This is a genomic window from Veillonellales bacterium (assembly GCA_039680175.1).
GTDB lineage: Bacteria > Bacillota > Negativicutes > JAAYSF01 > JAAYSF01 > JBDKTO01.
Genome location: JBDKTO010000008.1, coordinates 33904 through 50437, shown reverse-complemented (window position 1 = coordinate 50437; position 16534 = coordinate 33904). Strand labels below are relative to the sequence as shown.

The 16534-nt window shown below is 45.3% G+C and carries 18 protein-coding genes; 4 read left to right on the top strand and 14 right to left on the bottom strand.

What is annotated here, in order from left to right:
- Positions 1–2 precede the first annotated feature (2 nt).
- Positions 3–434, top strand: a complete 432-nt coding sequence (locus ABFC84_01325; protein ID MEN6411386.1) for a universal stress protein — start codon at positions 3–5, stop codon at positions 432–434.
- A gap of 307 nt (positions 435–741) precedes the next feature.
- Here ABFC84_01325 and ABFC84_01320 read toward each other — a convergent pair whose 3' ends face one another.
- Both ABFC84_01320 and ABFC84_01315 read right to left on the bottom strand, forming a co-directional pair.
- Positions 742–885 carry a hypothetical protein gene (locus ABFC84_01320; protein MEN6411385.1) on the bottom strand — a complete coding sequence of 48 codons (144 nt, stop codon included), beginning with the start codon at positions 883–885 and terminating at the stop codon, positions 742–744.
- Positions 886–954: 69 nt separating this feature from the next.
- Entirely contained in the window at positions 955–1305 is a 351-nt protein-coding gene (locus tag ABFC84_01315) for a hypothetical protein (GenBank protein ID MEN6411384.1), read from the bottom strand.
- Between the two features lie 280 nt (positions 1306–1585).
- On the opposite strand from ABFC84_01315, the gene ABFC84_01310 reads away from it, so the two are divergent.
- Together ABFC84_01310 and ABFC84_01305 are read left to right on the top strand one after the other, a co-directional pair.
- Entirely contained in the window at positions 1586–1867 is a 282-nt protein-coding gene (locus ABFC84_01310; protein ID MEN6411383.1) for a type II toxin-antitoxin system RelB/DinJ family antitoxin, read from the top strand.
- Positions 1864–2145 (top strand): type II toxin-antitoxin system YafQ family toxin, encoded by a 282-nt coding sequence (locus ABFC84_01305; GenBank protein ID MEN6411382.1) that lies wholly within the window; start codon positions 1864–1866, stop codon positions 2143–2145. Before ABFC84_01310 ends, ABFC84_01305 begins: the two co-directional genes overlap by 4 nt.
- Positions 2146–2180: 35 nt before the next feature.
- Here ABFC84_01305 and ABFC84_01300 read toward each other — a convergent pair whose 3' ends face one another.
- The 3 genes from ABFC84_01300 to ABFC84_01290 form a co-directional block, all read right to left on the bottom strand.
- The gene (locus ABFC84_01300) at positions 2181–2519 is read right to left on the bottom strand and encodes a hypothetical protein (GenBank protein ID MEN6411381.1); all 339 of its coding nucleotides are present in this window, start codon (positions 2517–2519) and stop codon (positions 2181–2183) included.
- A 404-nt stretch (positions 2520–2923) separates the two neighbouring features.
- Positions 2924–3073 carry a hypothetical protein gene (locus ABFC84_01295; protein ID MEN6411380.1) on the bottom strand — a complete coding sequence of 50 codons (150 nt, stop codon included), beginning with the start codon at positions 3071–3073 and terminating at the stop codon, positions 2924–2926.
- Positions 3074–3184: 111 nt separating this feature from the next.
- On the bottom strand, positions 3185–3973 hold the full coding sequence (locus ABFC84_01290) for an SDR family NAD(P)-dependent oxidoreductase (protein MEN6411379.1): 789 nt from the start codon (positions 3971–3973) through the stop codon (positions 3185–3187).
- An 85-nt stretch (positions 3974–4058) separates the two neighbouring features.
- Here ABFC84_01290 and ABFC84_01285 point away from each other — a divergent pair, with 85 nt between their 5' ends.
- On the top strand, positions 4059–4439 hold the full coding sequence (locus tag ABFC84_01285; GenBank protein MEN6411378.1) for a MerR family transcriptional regulator: 381 nt from the start codon (positions 4059–4061) through the stop codon (positions 4437–4439).
- A gap of 90 nt (positions 4440–4529) precedes the next feature.
- Here the strand turns inward: ABFC84_01285 and ABFC84_01280 are convergent, their stop codons facing one another.
- The 9 genes from ABFC84_01280 to ABFC84_01240 all read right to left on the bottom strand — a co-directional run bounded on the left by ABFC84_01280 (position 4530) and on the right by ABFC84_01240 (position 16532).
- Entirely contained in the window at positions 4530–4919 is a 390-nt protein-coding gene (locus ABFC84_01280; protein ID MEN6411377.1) for a cupin domain-containing protein, read from the bottom strand.
- A 190-nt stretch (positions 4920–5109) separates the two neighbouring features.
- Entirely contained in the window at positions 5110–5940 is an 831-nt protein-coding gene (locus tag ABFC84_01275; GenBank protein ID MEN6411376.1) for an AraC family transcriptional regulator, read from the bottom strand.
- A 195-nt stretch (positions 5941–6135) separates the two neighbouring features.
- Positions 6136–7032 carry an ABC transporter substrate-binding protein gene (locus ABFC84_01270; GenBank protein ID MEN6411375.1) on the bottom strand — a complete coding sequence of 299 codons (897 nt, stop codon included), beginning with the start codon at positions 7030–7032 and terminating at the stop codon, positions 6136–6138.
- A 116-nt stretch (positions 7033–7148) separates the two neighbouring features.
- Positions 7149–7853, bottom strand: coding sequence for an amino acid ABC transporter permease (locus ABFC84_01265; GenBank protein ID MEN6411374.1), 705 nt, complete (start codon positions 7851–7853; stop codon positions 7149–7151).
- Between the two features lie 13 nt (positions 7854–7866).
- Positions 7867–8586 carry an amino acid ABC transporter ATP-binding protein gene (locus ABFC84_01260; GenBank protein ID MEN6411373.1) on the bottom strand — a complete coding sequence of 240 codons (720 nt, stop codon included), beginning with the start codon at positions 8584–8586 and terminating at the stop codon, positions 7867–7869.
- A gap of 289 nt (positions 8587–8875) precedes the next feature.
- Entirely contained in the window at positions 8876–10180 is a 1305-nt protein-coding gene (gabT, locus tag ABFC84_01255; GenBank protein MEN6411372.1) for a 4-aminobutyrate--2-oxoglutarate transaminase, read from the bottom strand.
- Positions 10181–10371: 191 nt separating this feature from the next.
- Positions 10372–11607, bottom strand: coding sequence for a PucR family transcriptional regulator ligand-binding domain-containing protein (locus tag ABFC84_01250; GenBank protein MEN6411371.1), 1236 nt, complete (start codon positions 11605–11607; stop codon positions 10372–10374).
- Between the two features lie 29 nt (positions 11608–11636).
- Positions 11637–13055 (bottom strand): aldehyde dehydrogenase family protein, encoded by a 1419-nt coding sequence (locus tag ABFC84_01245; GenBank protein ID MEN6411370.1) that lies wholly within the window; start codon positions 13053–13055, stop codon positions 11637–11639.
- A 315-nt stretch (positions 13056–13370) separates the two neighbouring features.
- Entirely contained in the window at positions 13371–16532 is a 3162-nt protein-coding gene (locus ABFC84_01240; protein MEN6411369.1) for a multidrug efflux RND transporter permease subunit, read from the bottom strand.
- Between the last annotated feature and the right edge of the window lie 2 nt (positions 16533–16534).

Here is a 16534-nt window from a genome sequence, read left to right as displayed (position 1 = left end):
CAATGACCAATTTCAAAAAAATATTAGTGCCGTTTGATGGATCGGAACATGCAAAGCGGGCTTTAATGCAGGCTGTTTATCTGGTTGAACTCTGCGGAGCAACGCTGGCCCTTCTGCATGTCGTTGATTTAAACAAAAAAATTTCGACCTTTGAGCAGGTAAGCACCGGCGGCTATGTGCCGGGTGAACTCAAAGAAGGAGGCTATCATCTCCTGGCTGATGCGATACATCTGGTGCCAAAAGAAATAGCAGTGGGAACTATTGTTAAAATCGGACAGCCTTCAGAAGTAATTATTGATACTTGTAAAGAAGGCCAGTATGACCTTATTGTTATGGGCAGTAGAGGATTTGGCAAGTTAAAGCAGCATTTCATGGGAAGCGTGAGTCAATATGTGCTCTATTATGCAAACTGTCCGGTAATGATCGTCCGCTGAAAGAGTAAAAACAACATCCGCGAGTTCATGATTTCCCATAACTCGCGGATGTTTTACGACCCGATTTCTTATTAAAACCATCTGCACAAAAAAGCCCTGCAACAGTAAAAGCATTTCCGTTACAGAGCTTTTATTTTATTATCTTTTTCGATATCATAATCGGATTGACAGGAAAATTTCAGTAGCAATTGGCTGTCTAAACGTAATGGGCAGATGTATTACTCTTGTCAAAGATATCCAGAGGCTAACAAAAGAAACAACCAGACTAACAATAGTCGTGCAATTGTCAAATAGAACATATATCTTGCTAATTATTGGATTCTTCTTCCTTTTTGCTTATATAAATTTCCCACCAAGCATCCGTTCCATAAGATGTATGTCTATCTAACTCGTCATAATTTTTTACGATCTGGTTAATATCCATTTTTTCAATTTCTTCTAATAATGGCATAGAGTACCCTCCTATCTTATCTACAAGCAAATTTATATTTTTACATATACAAGTTCATTCATCCATTTCCTAAGCTAAATCAGTTGTAGTACGGAGTTCTTGAACACATAGTTTAAATGCTTCATACTTTTTAAAGAAATCCTCATATTTTTGTATGTAATCATCTTGTGACATTTTGGTATTTGGATGATAAGATGATTTGGAGACGGCAACCGTTCCCAATACAGCAATAGGATAATTTCTACTTCGCTCAGCCATCTGCGTGTAATCAAGAACATAGTTGCTTATTATACTCTGAGCGGTAGAGAGCATATCATTTAACAATTCATCAAGTTTCCAATTTAAAAAATTATGCGGGGATGCACTAAACTCCATTTGAATTGGCCCAAGGCAAGCATAAAGAGATTGCTGTCCAACCAATCAAGATCATATTTAATATTACATATTTTCATTGACTCAATGATTTGAACTACCTCTATCGCTCATCATTATATATATCTCCTTAAAAGTAGCTATCTTATGATAGCCTTAGCATAATTGGTATAATTTTTACTCCTTGAATACTATCAGACAATTTCCATTTTAGATAACACAGTTACTTCCCCTCAAAAATTAATTTTTTACGTCAATTTACGTGCAAATTGTTGTATATTTCGTGCAATTGATATATAATATAAGTAGTGTTAAAGGAGATGATTTTATGGCTGATACGAATACCACTAATATCAGCATCCGCATGGATGCGGATTTAAAAGCGCAGGCCGATGCCCTTTTCGCAGAATTGGGGATGAACCTCTCAACGGCGTTCAATATCTTTGTACGTCAGTCACTTCGTGAGGGACGGATTCCTTTTGATATTTCGCTCAATCAGCCGAATGCCGAAACGATCGCGGCGTTGCTGGAGGCGGAAAGGATTGCAAAAGATCCGAATGTGAAAGGGTATACTGACTTGGATCAGCTTCTCGCAGACCTGAAAAAATGAAATACACCGTCAAATTCACCTCGAAATTCAAAAAGGATTACAAACTTGCTATCAAGCGGGGATATCCGATTAAGCTCTTGGAGGAAACCGTTTCGTTGCTTGCCAATAAAAAAGCTCTTCCCGAAAAGTATGTGGATCATGCTTTGTCCGGCAATTGGACGGCATACCGGGAATGTCACATTCAAGGGGACTGGCTGTTGGTTTATCGGATCGAGAATGATGTGCTTGTTCTGACCTTGGCCCGTACCGGCACCCACGCAGATTTATTTGGAAAATGAAGAAACGCCGTATAGAGAAATCTATGCGGCGCTTTTTATCGCTCTTGTTCCTGCATCCGATCTCTGGGCTTCTCCGAACGGGCAAGTTTGTCGGCGGTCTGGCGGATTTTCTCTACTGTCTGAATATCCGTGCGCATGGCTTTCATCCGCTGATACAAGGCGCTGTTTTGGGCGGTGAGGCGTTCTGCTTTGGCCTGCCAATGTTTCGGCGTGAGCTTCTCGCCGCTATCTTTCAGCTCATCCAAGTACCATACAGCGGCGTCATACAAGGCAAGTTCCAGGCTGTGCGCCTCCTGAATTTTTTCCCGCACTCTCGGTTTTGAGGCGATAATTCGCTGGCGAACCGGCTTGTTGTCGGCATACTGCTTCCACATGGAAAAATTCGGGAAAGACGCTTTCAAGAATGGCACCGTGCTCACTGAGACGGTGCGTCCGAGCTTTGCGCTCCGCGTCGGTTTTCCTGTTCAGTAGAATTTCGGACAGCTTTGATAGAATCCCAAACGGCATATTGAGAACAACCGCAGATGTTACCAATTTGGGAACCACTGAAACCTTACAGAGCAAAAAGCAGGAAGCAATAACGCTGTTTTGACGTGCAGCTTTCCAGCGCGGTCATGATCTCATGCAGGGGTTCCTCGCGGCAAAGCCACTTCTCTGGCGTTTCGTAATAGCTTCGGCTGCACTCATGGGCGATGCTGCATTCGTCAAATTCGCGTTCGTCCCAATAGCGGCGCTTTTCATGGGAAAGGAGTTCGTTCTTATAAAAACTGGATATGATTTATACGGCGCCGCTTAAGGTCAGAAAGGACCCCATAGACGATCTGGTTTTTTGCGGCATCAACACCTGCGAGCCAGAATTTAAATTTCGCCGGTCATGCCCGGCCGCTTGATTGCGGTGGATAACTTTTATAGAAAGTCGGATAAGCATGAAAAAAATCCTCCAGCCCCGCAAGCTTGAAGGATTTAAAAGCATAATTGCTTGTCGGCCAACCTTACGGTTTTTTTGTAAGTTGACCGTAACCTTAACATTTAAATGTTCTTAAACTTTTTGATTGTGAGCGGAACTGCCAGCGTAAGGAAACTGCGGTTCCAATAAACGAAATTTAAAGGTTTCCCTATCGACGGCTCCCACTATTTTGTCACTGTCATACAGTTGAAGCAAAAATCCTGCCATTTGCTCGCTGGTATGATAAGTTCCAAATAATTTATCATAATCATACTCATTCACGTCGTTGGCCACTTTTCCAAACTCTGTTTTCGTCGCCGCAGGTGCCAAAACCTTTGCCTGCAACTCAGCATTTGCTTCCTGCAGCTCTTTTGCCAGGCCTTCAGTGAATGTGCTCACGTAAAATTTTGCTGCACAATAAGTAACTGCTGTTGGAACGATTGTATAACCACCCGCAGAGGAAATATTGATAAGTTGCGTTCCTCTAACATTCTGATAATCTTGAACATAAAGTGTTGAAAAGATTGTCAGGGCTTCAACGTTTACGTGAAGCATTGTCTCGATTTTTTTTACGTCCTGATGGGCTACGCTGTCGTAATTCCCGAATCCGGCGTTGTTAATCCATGTTTTAATCTCAAATTCATTCAATTCCTGATACAACCTATAAACATTTTCGCTTAAAGACAAATCAACTGTTTTGATTACCACCTTTAATGCGGGATTTTCGTCTGCTATTTCGCTTTTAAGACGTTCAAGGTTCTTTATGCGCCGAGCAATGACAATCAGATTTTCACCCCGTTTTGCGAAAGCTTTTGCGGTCGCATATCCAATGCCGGAACTGGCCCCGGTGATTACCGTATACTTTTCCTTTGCATCTTGCATTTGAAAATCCTCCCTTAAATTTGTTATAATCACACTATACAATCTAGAGTTAACTCTATGTCAAGGTTTTGGGAGGCATATTTTTATGAATTATTCGATTGGAGAGTTTTCTAAATTAACAAATATTAGTATATATACTTTGCGTTACTATGAAAAAGAATCTTTGATTACTCCAGATCGTAAAAAAAACGGTCGACGCATGTACTCGGAAAACGATGCAAAATGGGTTGAGTTTATCAAACGCTTGAAGGATACCGGCATGCCTATCAAGGAAATCAAGAGATATGCTGCGCTGCGGGCTATGGGTAATCCTACACTCCGTGAACGTATGTCCATGTTAATAACGCATCGATCGGCTTTGGGGAAAAAATTTTCTCAGTCCCAAGCGCACTTACAAAAATTGGACGAAAAAATTACCTTTTATCAATCTGAAATAGAGCACATATACCAGCCCGATCATTCTTAAAATAGGACGCGACAGCGCGGGGCGCATCGGCGGCAGCCAAGCTCATCCCCCTATCGCCGTAGGGTATATATGGTGAAATGAAACTAAGTTTCATACTAAAGCCGGAACAAACTTCGCTAAAATATATAAACTCTCATTACCTGCTACTACTCTATGCTGCATATCCGCCGGTAAAACTGTAACCGTCCCGGCATTATATTCAATTTTTTTGTCTAAGAGCTCACCATACCCGTTCCCGGCAACAACCTCATGCAGCTCCCACTTTCCAGGATGGGTATGCTGCCCGATTTCGCAGCCTGCCATCACCCTCACCAAATGAGCGCTGAACTGGCCGTTTGTATCCTCGCCCCTGACCAAATGTTTCAATGCAACTCCCTGAAATGACGGGTGATCGTTCCAATCTAATGCCTCACTTTGTACTGTTTTACTTAGGCAAGCTACTTTACCAGTACAAAACTGTTCAATGATACGTTCTTCCATAATTTATTCCTCCCCAAACATTATTTAGCTCAACTTCATTGTATCGTAAGTACCCACTTACAAAATTGTACTTTCTTGCCTGAATCAAATACTCTTGCGCAGGCAAAAAATACACCGACAACGTATATTCAATCGGTGTACTAATGATAACAATGAAGATTTTGTTTACTATTGTAAAAAAAGCAAAGGGCTAGCCTTGGGTAATTCCCTGTTTATATTCCTTCGGAGTCATCCCGACAATTTTTTTAAACGTTCGAATAAAGTGACTTTGGTCGAAAAAGCCCACTTTTGCTGCCACGTCGGTCAAAGAGGGCCAAGAACCCAACAGCGACTTTGCTTTGCGAATCCTAACCAAATTCAGAAAAAGATGCGGCGGTACCCCAACAGTTTCACTGAAAATTCGCGTTAAATAAAATGGGCTTAAATTAACAAGCCGGCATATTTCCCTAAGCGAAATGTTTTGATCATAGTTATCGGTTACGTATTCGCAAACTGTATTGACCATTTTATCGTTACGTCCAAAAACAGCGGGAATCAGCTTTTGATTCGAAAAATAAGGAAGAAGCGAACCGATAAAGTTATAATACTCTGTTTCTACCGCTAAATCGCTGACAAAGTACTCAATACTCATGGCCAGAGAAACAACTGAGCTATATAAAGCATGATCATCCACGCCGGTAAGTGGCATATCCAGATTTACGCACGCCGGTCTATCCAGCCGTTCTAATGCTTCATGAATAGAACTTGGATTGACACAGACCGTAACATAGCTATATCTTTCTGTCTGAGATTGGCAGGCATGAACAACTCCCGGTCCCATTAGTGTCACCTTTTCCCTGGCAATAATAAAATCATTATCTCTGCCTGAACATTTTCTTGCACCCTTTATGATCGCAGTGACACAAAATGTACTATGGGCATGTCGCAGCAAGGAATGGGAAATATTCTTTCCATGGACAATTCCAAGATTCGATAATTCCGGATATTTTATAAATCTGACGAGTCCTGCTTTTTTCCCCATAACATCCACCTTCATCGTAATGATTCACTACTATTTTACCAAAAGTTAAATGAAAAAATTGCATATTCTTGCTGCCAACGGAATAAAAAACAATGCCCTTGCCGCTTTTATCAAAAGTGGTAAGGGCATTGATGCCTGCAGGTTCTGCTTGAATAAAAGAGCATCCGCCAAGCAAAGAGACCAATGGACCGGTAACTATTTTATATTCTTGGTTTTTCCCTCATCAACGGGCACAAAGTAATCTTCATTTAAACCGAATTGCTGCAGAATTTTCAACAGCGTTCCGTCTTGTTTCATGTCATTGAGGGTTTTATCCACTGCTGTCAGCAGTTCCTTATCGGAGAAGCGCAAGGCGGCACCAATTTTGCCGGCAGCTTCTGCTTCGTAGGGACTTAAGATTTTCAAATTCAAGCTGGAATTCTGTTTCAAAGTATATCCGGCGACAATGCCATCGGTTACACAAGCATCGATTTTACCGGTATTCACCGCCATCATAAGCTCAGACTGATTGCTGAAGATTTTTAACTCCTTGACTTTTCCTGCTTCAAGCCATTTTTGGGCTACTTCGAGAAAAGCAGTTCCTTTCTGACCACCGACTACTTTATCCTTCAATTCTTCCTTGCTTTGAATCGGAGAATCTTTTTTGACGACAACCGCTTCCCCTTCTTTATACCAAACATCGGTGAACAAGGCTTTATCCAATCTTTCCGGTTTAATATACATGGCATCGGTAACCATATCAATCGTGCCGTTGTTTAATTCAATCAGCAGATTTTCAAAAGGAATCTGCTTCATTTCTACTTTTTTTATGCCAAGACGTTTACAAACTTCCTTAATAATTTCAGCATCCACGCCGGAGAACTGCTGATTGTTGGCATCAATATAGGCAAAGGGAGCGTCATTGGAGGAGCCGACGACCAATACTCCTTTTTCTTTTAATGCATCTAGGGTAAGACCGGCAGCGGAATCCTTTTTGACCGTCCCTGCATTGGGTTGTCCCGTCTGTGAGGAAGACCCGCAGCCTGCCGCCAGCAGGGATATCAGAAAGAGAAAAAGAGCTAGAAAAGTAAACTTTTTACACATTTTCTTCATTACACGTCATCCTTTCATTTTATAGCTGTCGCTAACTTTGTCAGAGTTTCCGTCGTTCTTGTTATCCTGTCCGCTCCTTCGCGTCCCCCTTCGCGCTGCCGAATTATGCGCTGTTTTTATTTCCGGTTCAGTCGATATTCAATAAATTTCACTAAATGGGATAAAGGCACGCTAATAACTAAATACGCCAGAGCCAAATAAGAATAAGACTCAATCGTCAAAAAGGTCTGGGAGGCAAAATTCTGGGTGCGCAGCAAAAGCTCGTTTACGGCAACATAGGCCAGCAGCGATGTGTCTTTGACCATCATAACCAGGTAATTGCCCAGGGACGGGATAATGCTGCGCAAGGCTTGAGGCATAACGATACGGAGCAACGCCTGATATTTCCCAAACCCTAAAACCAGGGCCGCTTCCGTCTGCCCCTGATCAATGGAAAGGATGGAGGCCCGAATAACTTCCGACATGTAGCACCCGTAATTAATGCCAAGGCCAAAAATACCTGCTGTCAGCGATGATATCTGTACATCGGTCTTATAGCCGAACATTTCGGCAAGCAGATTGCATAATAAAGGCACCACGTAATAGATATAAACAAGCTGTACTAATAATGGCGTACCGCGGATCAGTTCCAAGAAAAGATATAAACAGCCCTGAACGGCTTTAATCCTGGAAAGTCTGCCTATGGCAATTATTAATCCTAACACCGTCGCCAGCAAAAATCCGAAGATCGTAGCTTGAACAACAACTCCCAGGCCGTTGATGAGAGAAGGGATTAATAGTTCTGCTGCTTTGGAAAAATGCAATTGGCTTAAAGGATTCATCAAATTTCCCTCCTTACAACACTCTCGCCAGGAACTCTTTTGTTCTTTGATGCTCCGGATGGTTGAATATTTTGTCCGGTTTGCCTTCCTCCACAATATATCCTTTGTCCATGAAGATTACACGGTCGGCAACATCCCGGGCAAAGCCCATTTCATGAGTTACTACTACCATGGTCATGCCGTCGGCGGCTAATTGCTTCATAACCGTCAGCACATCTCCCACCAGTTCCGGGTCAAGAGCCGAGGTAGGTTCGTCGAACAACAGCATCTTTGGTTGCATCGCCAGAGCACGGGCAATGGCCACCCGCTGCTGCTGCCCGCCGGAAAGTGTCGGCGGATATACGTTGGCTTTATCCGCCAGCCCGACTTTTTCCAATAAATCCATGGCCAGGTCCCGGGCCGCTTCCCGTTTCATTTTGTTGATATGGATCGGCGCATAAGTAATATTCTTTAATACGGTAAACATGGGAAACAAATTAAATTTCTGAAAAACCATGCCCACTTCTTTGCGCAGCATTTTACGGTTCAAATCGGCATCAAGCAGCGTACCCTTATAATACATCTTCCCGCCTGTTGGTATTTCAAGCAGGTTTAGGCAGCGAAGAAACGTACTTTTCCCGGAGCCGGATGGGCCGATGATACAGACCACTTCGCCATCCTCAATATACATACTGATATTCTTTAATACTTCCAGCTCATCAAATTTTTTTTCAAGCTTATAGATATTAAACACGTTCTCACCTCGCCGTCTTCTCCCGGGATTTTAAAAATAGAGAAAGCAAAGGAACTGTCGTCAGCATCTTTGCTTTCTTCATTAAAAAAATAAAATGCTAAATGACCGAGGAAGCCTGTTCGCTTCGCCATTTAGCATCTTTGCTTCAGCTATTTTTTTGTAGTCACTATACCAAAATGATCTTCCGCTATAAATATATGATAGCAGAAGCAATCTATACTGTCTATAAGAATATATCACAATATGATTGATAATTATTTGTGCAAAATACACGAAATAAACATCCGGTTTATTCTGCCGCCACCTGCAATATACTTTGTTCAAGGATGGTAAGTCCTCTGTCTAATTGCTCGTCGGTCACAACCAGGGGAATCAGCAGACGGATCACATTACTGAAAATACCGGCGCCAATCAATATCAAACCTTTTTCCAAACAGCATTTGATAACTTTACCCGTCATTTCTTTATTCGGTTCTTTCGTTTGACGGTCCTTAACCAGTTCGATGCCAATCATTGCGCCAATCCCTCTGACATCGCCGATGGCATTGCACTGCTCCTGCAAAGCCTTAAGACGTGTCATGGTTATATTGCCGATGTCCTTAGCCCGCCGGCAAAGCTGATTGTCTTCGATATATTTCAGTGTTTCCAGTCCCGCCGCACAGGCCAGCGGATTGCCGCCATAGGTGCCGCCGATATTTCCGGGGCCCGGTACATCCATAATCGCCGCTTTACCGGTAACAGCGCTTAAGGGAACACCGGCCGCAATAGATTTTGCCGTAGTCATGATATCCGGCTCCACGCCCCAATTTTCTATGGCAAACATTTTCCCGGAGCGGGCAAAACCGGTTTGCACCTCATCAATAATCAGCAGTATGCCCTGCTTTTCGCAAATCGATTTAAGTCCGGGCAAAAATTCCGGCGGTGGAACGATAAAACCGCCTTCCCCTTGGACCGGCTCAATAATCATGGCTGCGATATGCTCAGCATCAATTTCCGCGGTAAAAAACCGTTCGAAATTTTCCAGGCAATGCAGGCCGCATCCCGGATAAGTAGACCGGTAATGACAGCGATAGCAATAGGCGGAGGGTACTTTATAAATTTCAGACGGCAAAGGCCCAAAGCCGAATTTATAAGGTTTCACCTTGCTTGTCAGCCCCATTGTCATAAACGTCCTGCCATGAAAGGCACTCTCAAAGGCAATAATGCCGGTCTTTTTTGTCGCCTGGCGGGCAATCTTGACGGCATTTTCCACGGCTTCGGCCCCGCTGTTGGCAAACATTGTTTTTTTCGGCGTTGTGCCGGGAGCAAGCTCATTCATTTTTTCCGCCAGGGCCACATATGGTTCATACATAGCCACTGCGAAGAAGGAATGGATATATTTATCGGCTTGTTTTTTTATCGCCGCCACAACCGGCGGCGGACAGTGGCCAATATTCAAAACGCCTACACCGGCATAGAAATCCAGATATTCTCTGCCTTCCACATCGGTAATCACCGCCCCCCTGGCTTTTTCCACAAAAACAGAAGTAGAACTGGCAATGCCGTTGGCTACAGCGGCCTGCTTTCGCTTTAATAGCGCTTCCGTTTTAGTCATGAATCATTCCTCCTAAAAAATCATTAGAAAAGACGCTGAAACTATATCAAAAGGATATACTCCCGGCGTCTTTGCCTCTCCTCTCCGCCCTCGCGAGGTGTTTTGATTGCTTTTATTTTAGCAAGTCCGCCCAGCGGCGTCCATGTGCATAACTCATGGTAATAATGATTGCTTTTAGGAATCCTGCCCAGTCAGGAAAGCGTGTCCAGCTGAATTCTCTGCTTTAACTGGGTGCCGACAATCACACCCAGCTGCAATGTTAAGCGGTCATACGGATGATTCAGGCTGCGGCCGGTTATTTCCTCAATTTTTTTCAGCCGGTAGTCCAGGGTATTGCGATGGACAAACAATCGTTTTGCCGTCTTGACCACATTGCCGTTTTCTTCAAAAAAAGCAAACAGACTGGCCGTTAACTCCATTTTATATTTACTGTCGTATTGATTCAGCGGTTCAATAACATCCAGATAATATTCACGAAGTTTTTCCGCCGGAATTTCAAACAGCAATTTGTAAATGCCTACCTGTTCATAGGCATAGACGGATTTTGCCGTAGCATTGGATTCAGCGAGCCACAGAACCTTGTTGGCCTGGGAATAGCTTTGCTGCACCTCATACAATGTTTCGGCCCTCCCTCCCAGACTAGCGACAAAGCCCAGCCCGTCAAATTTTTTATTTAGGCATTCCACAATATCGGCCACCAGTGCCACATTGTGACGAGAATTGTCCGTTTTTTTATCGGCGGGCAGCAGCAGCACGACAGTGCCCATCCAAAGCATCGACAAAATCTTTTTCCCCCGGATGGTCAAGCTGTCTCTCACATATTGCTCTATCTGTGTTTTGAGAGATACCAGCTTGTGCTCATCGTGAATTTTCTCCTGTTCAATATGCTGAGGCAGCCGGGATGGATTCAAAACAGCCACCTGCTGGGGCTTGTTTAAAGCATAACCGTATACGGCGGCCCGCTGAATCAGTCGATCGGCGTCTTCCACCGGCTGCAGCAGCAGTTGTTCAAAAAAGTCGCTGACAGAACGCTTCTCGGTCTGCTTTAATACAATATAGCTGCAGATCTCCCGAGTAACTTCCACCAGCTTCACTTCCCAGGGAAGTGAAAAAATAGGAAAGCCGGCTTTATCGGCAAGTTCAAGTACCGGAGCAGGGATTTCCTGAATATAGGGTCCGAGATTAACAATGAGTCCGGCCAATTTTTTCCTAATCAGCCCCTGCACCAATCCGGTCAGCCGGCTGCTGTCACCTTCTAAGCCGATGCCGGTTATGATGAGCAGTTCCCCGCCCTGCACCCAGGGAATGACATCCGGCAGATCAATAAAATGAACCCAGCGCACCAAACGGTCCAGGCCGTTTTTCCCGGCTACAAGTTCACTTTTATGCAAAGATGACAACGTAACGATTTCACGGCAGCTGACCATAATGAGTGCGCCTCCTGTTATTTTTTCGTTTAAAAATTAAAGACGATGAGTTTTTCCTCGGTCATTTCTTTGACGGCATAGGCGGGACCTTCCCGGCCGATACCGCTCTCCTTCACACCGCCATAAGGCATATTATCTGTCCGGAACGTAGCGCCGTCATTAATAATTACGCCGCCCACCAGAATTTTTTCCGCACAGGTCCTGGCAATCGCCAAAGAATTCGTGAATACCCCTGCCTGTAGTCCGTAAACGGAATGATTGACTTGTACAATAGCCTCTTCAATGTCCTCATAAGGAATGAAAGAAACGATCGGTGCAAAAATTTCCTGACAGACCACTTTCATATCCGCGGTCACATCGGTTAAAATTGTCGGCTCAAACCAGGCGCCGCTTCGCTTGCCGCCGGTCAGCACGTTGGCTCCTGCCGCAACAGCCTCCTTTAGCCAGGCGTCGGCGCGATCAGCTTCCTGCTCGCTGATCATCGGACCGATATCGGTCCGGGGATCAAGGGGATCGCCCAGCACCAGGTTTTGCGTATAGGCAGCTGCATATTGACAAAATTGCTGATAGATGTCCTTATGTACATAGACCCGCTGACAGGAAATGCATACCTGTCCGGCATTGGTAAAAGCATACCGGGCACATAATTCAGCCGTCTTCTTCACATCGGCATCCTCATGGACAATATTGGCAGAATTGGAGCCAAGTTCAAGGGCAACGCGGCGAAAACCTGCATTTTTTAACAAAGACTTGCCGACAGCCGGGCTGCCGGTAAAGCTGTAGAAATTAATCCGCGGCTCCCGGATTAAAAGATCGCCGACTTTCGCCCCCGGGCCCATAACAAGATTCAAATACCCGGCCGGCAGACCGGCCTCGGCGAAAATTTCACACAGCAGAACGGCAGACAGGGAAGTGGCTGTCGCCGGTTTATACACCACGGCATTGCCGGCAGCCAAAGCAGGGCCGATTTTATGGCAGGCCAGATTCAAGGGGAAATTAAAGGGAGTAATGGCGCACACAATGCCCACAGGAACGCGAATTGTGAAAGCCATCCGGCTGCCGCAGGCCGGCGCCCCCTGCAGGGGAACCATGTCCCCGGTGATCCTTTTCGCTTCCTCCGCCGAAAGAATCAGCGTCTGACGGGCCCGGGCCACTTCGGTCATGGCGTCTTTTAACGGTTTTCCCACTTCGGCCGACAAAGCAGCCGCGATCTTTTTCTGTTCCCGCAGCAGAATTTGGCTGGCGGCAAGTAAAATTTCATAGCGGCGGTAAGGTTCAAGCTTGACATTTTTATATGCATTTTCCGCCGCATCTACCGCAGCGGCAACCTCTTTTTCTCCGGCGACCGCAACTACCGCGGCTGTCTCTCCCGTCGCTTTATTGACCACCGCACATTCTTCCCCGGTTTTCACCCATTCCCCGTTAATGTAAAGGCCGTATTTGTTCATAAAAATACCCTCCTTTTTTACTCTTGATCAATAAAAAAAGCTGCCTGCCGCTATGTACTGGCGCAGGCAGTCTTCTTTGACCCAGCGTAAATCTTTTTTATATATTTAACATAACAAACTTCCCGACGCCGGTCAATAAACTTCTTTGGGAATATTTCATAATATATTAATTTTTTTTTGTGAATATTATCTATATGATTACTGCGTGCCAAAAAAGCAAACACATACGGATTACTATCTCTTTTTACCAGCAGAAAATTAAACTAAACTATATAAAAAGGCACGAGCCAGGAATACCTTGCTCGTGCTTTTTTCTTATGGTTCAACCGTGGTAGAATCTTTTAACCGCTTCTCTTGCCTGCGGTTCTGCAATTTTTCAGTAAAGTGTTTTTCAATAAAGACAAACAGCATGGGGATCAGGAATATCCCAATGGATGTAGCCATCAGCATGCCGCCGACGACTGCCGTTCCCATGGAATTTCTGGCGCCGGCACCGGCGCCGGTGGCAACTGCCAAGGGGATACAGCCGATGATAAAAGCCAGGGAAGTCATCAGGATGGGACGCAGCCGCAGTTTCGCCGCTTCAATGGCCGCATCCACCGGATTCATCCCCTTATCCACCCGTACCTTGGCAAATTCCACAATCAGAATGGCATTCTTGGCCGCCAAACCAATCAGCATGATCAAACCAATTTGCATATACAGATTATTTTCCAGGTGACGAATATACTGGAAAAGGAAAGCGCCAAACAAACCCGTAGGTACCGACAGCAAGACAACCAGCGGAATACTCCAGCTTTCATAGAGAGCTGCCAGGCAAAGGAAAACGAAACACAACGCTAAGGCAAACAGCATCGGCGCCCGGCCGCCGGAAATCTTTTCCTCCCGGCTTTGGTCGGACCATTCGTAGGTGATATTATTCGGCAGCGTCTGTGCCGCTATTTCCTCAAGTGCCGTCATCGTCTGCCCGGAACTGTAGCCGGTGGCCTGGTTGCCGTTAAGCTGAATCGCCCGATAGCCGTTAAACCGCTTAATAGCAGTCGGGCCGACGGTTGCCTGCTGCTTCACCACGGTATTTAAAGGAACCATTGTCCCGGATGAAGTTTTTACATAATAGTAGCGAATATCCTCCGGTTTATCTCTAAACTCGGGGTTGGCTTGAATGATAACTTTATAGCTGCGGCCAAAAGCATTAAAATCATTGACCTCAAGGCCTCCTAGGAATACCTGTAAGGCCTGGTAAATATCATCAATCGCAATGCCCAGCATCTTGGCTTTTTCCCGGTCTACCACATATTGATATCCCGGTGTGCTGACATTATAGCTGGAAGAAATCATGCCGATTTCCGGACGCTGCTTCGCTGCCGCCAGAAATTTCTTATTGATTTCATCCAGTTCGGCATCCGTATGAGCGCCCCGATCCTCCAGCATCAGGGTAAACCCGCCTTGAGAACTTAATCCCGGCAGGGCAGGAGCGTTGAAGGATATGGTCGTCGCTTCCGGAATATGGCTGCCGCCGATCATCGTGCCAAGAACAATATTCTCTACTTTTTTATCCGGAGTTGTCCGCTCAGCCCACGGTTTCAGTTTGGTAAAAATAGTAGCGCTGCTGGATTTATTGGCATTCGCCAATAAATCCAGGCCATTAACCGCCATGGCACTCTCAACGCCAGGCTGAGAACGAATCATATCTACCACTTTATTAGAAACGTCTATCGTCCGATTTAAGCTGGCGGCATCCGGCAGGCTAACCTGCGTAATGGAAAATCCCTGATCTTCTGCCGGAACGAAGGATGACGGAAGAATCTTAAACAGACCGCCGACCAATATCAGCAATCCGCCTACGATTAAAAGACTGGCAGCAGCCCGTTTAACAATCCTGCCTACGCCCCGTCCGTAACTCTCCACCGTACTTTCAAACCACGAATTGAATTTATCAAAAAATTTTGCCAGCAATCCGGTATGCTGTTCCGGATTATAGGGTTTCAATAACAACGCACAGAGGGCTGGCGTTAAAGATAAGGCAACAAGTGCCGACAATGCCATGGAAACGGCAATCGTCAGAGCAAACTGCTTATATAAAACGCCAACCGTACCGCCGTAGAAAGCAACCGGAATGAAAACAGCCGCCAGCACGAAGGCAATGGCCACAACCGGCCCGGACACTTCCTCCATAGCCCGTACCGTGGCATCATGTGGTGACATGCCGGAATAGCGCATATGATGCTCAACGGCTTCGATAACAACAATGGCGTCGTCGACCACCAGCCCGATAGCCAGTACCATGGCGAACAATGTCAGCGTATTAATGGAAAATCCTAAAATCATAAACGCGCCGAACGTACCCAGCAAAGAAACCGGAACTGCCAGCAGGGGAATAAGCGTTGCCCGGCCGCTTTGCAAAAACAGGAACACAACCAGCACAACGAGTAATAACGCTTCAAAAAAAGTAATGACGACTTCCTTCATCGACTCGGTAACAAAGTCCGTTGTATCTACTGTTATTTTGTACTTCATATCCGCCGGAAACTTTTTGGAAGCTTCTGCCAATACTCTTTTACATTCCCCGACAGTTTCCAGTACATTCGCATCCGTTAATAGCTGAATGGCAAACCCCGCCGACGGCTGCTCGTCAATAGTCGCGTAATAGGAATAACCCCTCCCGCCTAAATCCACCTCGGCAATATCGCCTAAGCGGATAAAACTGCCGTCCGAATTGGCCCGAATGATAATTTTCTTGAATTCATCCGGCTGGACCAGCCGTCCCTGAACTCTGGCGGTATATTGAAACTGCTGATCGGCCGGTGAAGGCTGCTGACCGATAATACCGGCCGGAGCCTGAACGTTCTGGTCGCCGATAGCATTGGACACCTCTGTCGTTGTAACGCCCAATTGTGCCATTTTATCCGGTTTCAGCCAAATACGCATGCTGAAATCCGCACCATACTCGCCGACATCGCCGACACCTTTCACCCGTTTTAAATCCTCAATTACGTTAATACTGCCGTAATTTTTCAAAAAGGTTTGATCGTAGGTGCCATTGGGTGAATACATATTAAAGACCATCGCCAAATCAGACGACACCTTGCGGGTTGTCACGCCGGACTGTTTTACTTCGTTAGGCAGTCCGGCATTGGCCGCGGCAACCCGATTCTGGGTTTGGACGGTATCAATATCGCCGTCGGTCCCGACATTAAATTTCACATTTAGGGAATATTTGCCGTTGTCGGAACTGGTAGAAATCATAGAAATCATGTTTTCTACTCCATTAACCTGCAGTTCGATCAACTGGGCAATGGTTTCCTCAACTACCTGGGCATTGGCCCCCGTATAGGTCGCGCTTACCGATGCCTGAGGCGGTGTTATATGCGGATATTGAGCCACCGGTAAATTAATCGCCGCAATAACGCCAATCATAGTGATGATAATGGCGATAACAATCGCGAAAATAGGTCGTTCTATAAAAAACTTAGACACCG